At 66.2% G+C, this 5,818-nt stretch carries 5 protein-coding genes and 2 pseudogenes; 2 read left to right on the forward strand and 5 right to left on the reverse strand.

All coding sequences use genetic code 11. From position 1 onward, the window contains the following. Positions 1–20 precede the first annotated feature (20 nt). From ACFTWP_RS41100 to ACFTWP_RS41110, 3 genes are all read right to left on the reverse strand, one after another. The gene (locus ACFTWP_RS41100) at positions 21–350 is read right to left on the reverse strand and encodes a hypothetical protein (RefSeq protein WP_380270311.1); all 330 of its coding nucleotides are present in this window, start codon (positions 348–350) and stop codon (positions 21–23) included. Between the two features lie 47 nt (positions 351–397). Next, positions 398–970 carry a reverse transcriptase domain-containing protein gene (locus ACFTWP_RS41105; RefSeq protein WP_380270312.1) on the reverse strand — a complete coding sequence of 191 codons (573 nt, stop codon included), beginning with the start codon at positions 968–970 and terminating at the stop codon, positions 398–400. A gap of 535 nt (positions 971–1,505) precedes the next feature. Next, complete coding sequence (locus ACFTWP_RS41110) at positions 1,506–1,841, reverse strand: transposase (RefSeq protein ID WP_380270313.1); 336 nt, start codon at positions 1,839–1,841, stop codon at positions 1,506–1,508. A gap of 105 nt (positions 1,842–1,946) precedes the next feature. On the opposite strand from ACFTWP_RS41110, the pseudogene ACFTWP_RS41115 reads away from it, so the two are divergent. Beyond that, positions 1,947–3,439: pseudogene (locus ACFTWP_RS41115) on the forward strand (reverse transcriptase domain-containing protein); the annotation flags it as partial. Beyond that, the gene (locus tag ACFTWP_RS41120) at positions 3,436–3,672 is read left to right on the forward strand and encodes a hypothetical protein (RefSeq protein WP_380270314.1); all 237 of its coding nucleotides are present in this window, start codon (positions 3,436–3,438) and stop codon (positions 3,670–3,672) included. The pseudogene ACFTWP_RS41115 and the gene ACFTWP_RS41120, both read left to right, overlap by 4 nt. A 167-nt stretch (positions 3,673–3,839) precedes the next feature. Here the strand turns inward: ACFTWP_RS41120 and ACFTWP_RS41125 are convergent, their stop codons facing one another. Together ACFTWP_RS41125 and ACFTWP_RS41130 are read right to left on the reverse strand one after the other, a co-directional pair. Then, positions 3,840–4,502 carry an RICIN domain-containing protein gene (locus ACFTWP_RS41125; protein WP_380270315.1) on the reverse strand — a complete coding sequence of 221 codons (663 nt, stop codon included), beginning with the start codon at positions 4,500–4,502 and terminating at the stop codon, positions 3,840–3,842. Between the two features lie 27 nt (positions 4,503–4,529). Continuing rightward, a pseudogene (locus tag ACFTWP_RS41130) lies at positions 4,530–5,405 on the reverse strand (alkaline phosphatase family protein); the annotation flags it as partial. Positions 5,406–5,818 lie beyond the last annotated feature (413 nt).

Consider the following 5,818-nt stretch of genomic DNA (forward strand, 5'->3'; position numbering starts at 1 on the left):
GGACCACTGGATTATGCCGGTCAGCCCAGCGTTCGCAGGCCCGTCACCAGCACCTTCACCACCCCGGTCGGCATAACCCGCACATCGGCATAAGCAGACTTATGCCGAGTTCCGCATAAGTCGGCGTAACGGATCAGCCGGTAGTTCGGCAGTCCGCGACGGCGGCGCTTGAGCCGGTCGTTGAAGGTGCTCGCCGGTCCTCCCGGCCCTCGGGCGATGTGCTCGTCCAGGACGGAGAGGGCCACGTTGCTGAGCAACGGGGAGAGGATCGACCCTTGCGGGGTTCCGGTGTTGTTCTCCCGAAGGACGCGGTCCTCACCGAGGATGCCGGACTTCAGGAACGCCTTCACCAGGGCCAGGACGCGTCTGTCTCCGACGCGAGCGCGTACCCGGTCCATCAGGCCGTGTGCGAGATCTCGTCGAAGCAGGCTTTGATGTCGCCCTCCACGATCCACTCGTAGGAGTGGGAGGTGAGGTGGCGGACCTCGGCCACCGCGTCGTGAGCCCGGTGGTTGGGGCGGAACCCGTAGGAGCACGGGAGGAAATCCGCCTCGAAGATCGGCTCCAGCACCAGCTTCAGGGACGCCTGCACCACCCGGTCGGTCACGGTCGCGATCCCCAGGCGACGCAGCTTGCCGCCTGCCTTGGGGATCATCCGTTCCCGAACCGGAAGCGGGCAGAAGCTGCGGTCCTTGATCGAGGTCCGCAGCCCGTCGAGGAAGACCTCGACGCCCCGCACGGTCTCCACGTAGTAGGCGGTCTCGCCGTCCACTCCGGCCGTGCGGGCTCCCTTGTTGCCCCGCACCCGAGCCCACGCAACCAGAAGGAACGCGGGGTCGGCAACGAGGTTGAACAGGTCATCGAACCTGCGATGAGAATCCTCGCGGGCCCAACGGTGCAGCTTCGTCTGGATCTCCAGTACCCGCAGCTCCGCCCCGAACAGGGCGGACTCCAGCTCGTCGGTGTTCACCGGCGACAACCTCCTGGCCTTCCAGTCCTTCCACTGCCGACTTGCTGTCCCCCTTCGCCGTGTACGCGCCTCTCGCGCGCTCGGACTACTACGAGGACTCCGCCACGACCCGGTGCCGTCAGCCGACGACGGACCTGCCCTTCGCCCAACTGGCCGTTGGACGGAAAGGGCGGCATCGGACCGCTTCCCACGTTCACCACCATCCGGTTGTCGAGTGAGCCGCCCAGCTGTACCCCGGCAGCATCGCCATGTCTACGCCGCAGGCTTTCGGCATGGCCTCCCCACCGGCGCACTTATCCGGCTTCGGAGACGCCCCCGCACGATCCACGGGGGTCGAGCACTGCTTCCCGGCCCATATCCGCCAGATTGGAGCCGGTGGAAGTGTTACGGGGCTTCAGACGCTGGTTCCTCTCGTACGGCGTCTCGTCTTGCTTGCCGGACCCGCACCGTCTGGCAGTCCCGATGCGTCCCGTCGTTGTCGGGGCTGCTTACCACCCTCCCGCGCGTCTCCGCGGTCAGGCTGCCCCCAGCTTCGCTAGTCTGCTGCGACAGACCAGCGGCAAGGGTCTCTCACCCTTGCCCGGAGTGATGGCGCCTCGTGGCGCACGACCGCGTACTTCCAGTCGATCGCCCGGACCGCCATCGCGGCCGCTTGGCGGTCGGTCAGGTTCTCGGCGAACTGCAGCACCGTGACCAGCGCCAGCATCCCCGGTGACAGGCCCGGTGCCCCGCGCACCCCGAACGCGGGCGCGAACGGCTCGTCCGCGAACACCTCCGCCAGCTTCTCCCGCACCCGCATCGCCAGCGTCCCCTTCGGGAACGCCGCCGCGGCGACCAGCGCCGTCTGCTCCGGGACCTCCGGCAGTCCCACCGCCCTCATCGACACCCGCACCACCCCCGCGACCGCCTGCCCACGAGACGACCACAGAAGCGATCATGCCGCAGTCAGCGACCCACGACCGAATAGAGCAACAGAGTCTCCGTCCCGACCTGGTCGGACAAGCTCGTCGGGGAGGTGGTCCGCTTGCTCTTGGAGGCGTACTACGAGCCGACGTTCTCCGACCGCTCGCACGGGTTCCGTCCCCGCCGGGGCTGCCACACCGCACTGCGGGAGGTGGCCCACACCTGGACCGGGACCTCCTGGTTCGTCGAAGGGGACATCGCCGACTGCTTCGGCAGCCTGGACCACCTGGTCCTGCTGTCGATCCTCGGCGAAAGGATCCGTGACCAGCGGTTCCTGCGGCTGGTGCGCAACATGCTCAACGCCGGATACCTGGAGGACTGGAAATGGGGTGCCACGCTCTCCGGAGCGCCGCAAGGCGGTGTGGCTTCCCCGATCCTGTCCAACATCTACCTGCACAAGTTGGACGAGTTCGTCGAGAAATTTCTGATCCCGGAGTACACCCGTGGAGAGCGCCGGGCCAGAAACCCGGAATATCTGGATTTGCAGAATCTGCTGGCGAAAGCCCGCCAGCGCGGTGACCGGGTCCAGGCCCGGGCACTGCGTCAGCGGATGGTGAGTCTGCCGAGTGCGGATCCGAACGATCCGTCATATCGCAGGCTTCGCTATGTCCGCTACGCAGACGACCACCTCCTTGGATTCACCGGACCCAAGGCCGAGGCCGAGCAGATCAAGCACCGCCTGGCTCAGTTCCTGCGTGATGAACTCAAGCTGGAACTGTCCCTGGAGAAGACGCTGGTCACCCACGCCCGCACCCGGGCGGCACGGTTTCTCGGTTACGAGATCACGACCCAGCACAACGACACGAAGAAGACCGGCCGCTACCGCAGGGTCAACGGCCAGATCGCCCTTCGTGTCCCACGGGACGTGATCAAGGCCAAATGCGAGCCCTACCTCGCCCGCGGAAAGCCCGCGAAGCGAACAGCTCTGACGAACGGCAGCGATCACGCGATCGTCGCCACGTTCGGGGCCGTCTACCGGGGCATCGTCCAGTACTACCTGCTCGCCGGAGACGTCTTCCGGCTGCACCGGCTGCAATGGGTCATGGAGACTTCCATGCTCAAGACCCTTGCGGCCAAGCACCGTTCGACCGTGACGAAGATGGCCGCCAGACACAAGGCCAGAATCGACACACCAGGCGGGCCCCGAGTCTGCTCGAAGCCCGCATCGAACGGAAGAACAGGCAGCCGCTGGTGGCGCGGTTCGGTGGAATCCCTCTCCAGCAGCAGCGGTCGGCGAAGATCACCGACCGTCGGCCTGTCGGGGTGGACTATCCGCAGAAGGAGCTGATCGCCCGGCTCCTGGCGGACACGTGCGAAGTCTGCGGGGCCGTCGGTGATGTTCAGGTGCATCACGTCCGGGCCCTCGCCGACCTCGCGCGAGCTGGATGGCCGCCGTCCGACTGGACACGCGTCATGCTCGACCGGCGCCGCAAAACCCTTGTGGCCTGCGGCACTTGTCACGACCGTATCCACGAGGCACGAACGGCCGGATCACTCACGCCGTGATCACTGGAGAGCCGGATGACAGGGAAACCGTCATGTCCGGTTCGGCGGGAGGCCGCGCGGAAAAGGACCTGCCACGGCAGGCGCCTCGCTGCGCGGCCGACCCAACGTCATGGCTCACCGGCTACCGCCGGATCGCCCGACGCTACGAACGCGACCACCTGCACTATCTGGCCTTCTGCGACCTCGCCGCCGTCATCACATGCCACAAACGACTGGCCAAGCTCACCACGTAGGACACGGTCTTAGCCATCAGATTGTCCGGGCTCGTGTCCAGGGCGCGCTGGACCGGAGGCCGGATTCTGCGCCCGGGCCTGGTTCGGGAAGGGGTGGGGCCCTGCGGTGGGTGTCCGCAGGGCCCCGTCGGTCGGGATGGGTCAGGTCCGTCCTTGCGGGCGGAGGGTCAGTTAATGGTCCAGCGCTGCTGGACGGAGCCGGTGTCGGTCTGCTGGGTGACCAGGGCGCCGTTGGAGGTGGAGGCGGTGGTCAGGGAGAGTCCGCTGCTCTTGGAGGTGATGGTGTAGCCGCCGGTGACGGCGGTGACCACCCAGTGCTGGTTGGTGCCGCCGTTGCAGGTCCATTGGATGATCTGGGCGTCCGCGTTCGGGGAGTTCCCGCTGACGTCCATGCAGAGGCTGGAGAGGCCGTTGGTGATCTGGTAGCTGCCGTCGGTCTGCTGGGTGAGGACCCAGTTCTGGTTGGTGCCTCCGTTAGTGCTCCAGGTGATGAGCTGGGTGCCCGTGAGGGTGGAGCTGTTCGGGTCGTCGAGGGCCTTGCCCCCGGTGGTCAGGGTGTGGGTGCCGCTGAGTACCGGGTTGACGGCCCAGGTGAAGGTGGCGTAGCCGGAGGCGCCGGTGGTGTCGGTGGCGGTGACGGTGACCGTGGTGGTCCCGACACTGGTCGGGGTGCCGGTGATCTGGCCGGTGATGGAGTTGATGGTCAGGCCGGTGGGCAGGCCGGTGGCGGTGTAGGTGAGGCTCTGGCCGGTGGCCGAGTCGGTGGCGCTGATCTGGAGCGGGGCGACAGCGGTGCCGGCGGCCGCGCTCTGGTTGTTGAGTGCGGTCACGCTGACGGTGTTGCCGGTGCCGGTGGTCCAGATGCCGGTGATGTCGGAGGCGGTCGCGGCGTTGCCCGCGTGGCTGGTCAGGCCGGCCAGGTCCTCCAGGGTGCGCAGCACGTTGTAGTGGTTGTAGGTGGTGGCGGTGGAGCTGCCGGGGGTGACGTTCTCGCCGTAGAAGACGGTCGGGATGCGGTTGCCGGCGAGCCTGTCATCCTCGTCGAAGGTCACCACGAGCATGCTGTTGTGGGTCTTCGCCCAGGTCGCGTACGCGCCCAGGTTGTTCTTGATCCAGGTGTCGCCGGTCGACACCGAGCAGTCGTGCATGTCGTTGCACTGGTTGGGGACGACGAACGACACCTTCGGCAGGGTCGTGTAGTCGGTCGGGAACTGGGTCATGGTCTTGGCGGTCGTGGTCGGCACGTTGGAGAAGCCGAACCACGGGTTGTGCTTCTGCGCGTACTTGCCGCTGGAGCAGACCGTCGAACCCTGGCTGGGCAGGCCCTCGTTGTAGCTGGCCCAGGTCTTGCCGGCGGCGATCAGCTCGGACGCCAGGTTGGGTGCCGAGATGGAGCCGACGCTCACGCAGCTGTCGTCGGTGCGGCCCTGGTTGGAGCCCGAGAACAGCTGGTAGTAGTTGGGCTCGCTGGGGTGGGTGAGGCCGTAGGACTGGGTCAGGTTGGCCCCGCCCGCCTTCAGGGTATTGTTCAGGTACGGCGCGTTGGAGCTGTCGATGACCGCCGAGTAGGCGTGGTTCTCCATCACCACGACCACCACGTGGTCGGGGGTCGGGAGGGCGGCGGCCTGGGCGGTGGTGGCCCAGAGTCCGAGTGATCCGGCGGCCATCACCGCCGCGCCCGCGAGGGCGGTGAAGGTGCGCCGGGTGCGCTTCGGGGGCCGAAGGGCAGTCATGCCTGTGAACTCCTCGGAAAGGTGAATGATGTTTCCATCCTTCGCAATGAGCGCCCTGAATGTAAGGCACCGAAGGGAAACACCATGCGAACCTGCCGTTTCCAGAGAATACGTAAATCGTATACTGTCATATGAATACGCACAGTTCCTGCGGCACGACGGAGATTCTCGCCGAGAAAACCTCCGCTGCTCGGATACCGGTTCAATGCCGTTTAAGGGTTGTCCCGTATCTGCTGGTCACGGGTGAGATGATCTTGCGGTGGCTGGTGTGATCACGGCGTCAGAGCCGTCCTAATCCGTTGTTAGCGGGCAACTGTGAGAGGGCGTTTGATGTAACCGATATACGGCTTATGGCCTAGTAGGTCCCTCGCCAGGTTGGTATGGTCTCGTCCGTTATGCGCTTCGCGAGGTTG

This window comes from Kitasatospora sp. NPDC057015 (assembly GCF_042673745.1).
Taxonomy (GTDB): Bacteria; Actinomycetota; Actinomycetes; order Streptomycetales; family Streptomycetaceae; genus Kitasatospora.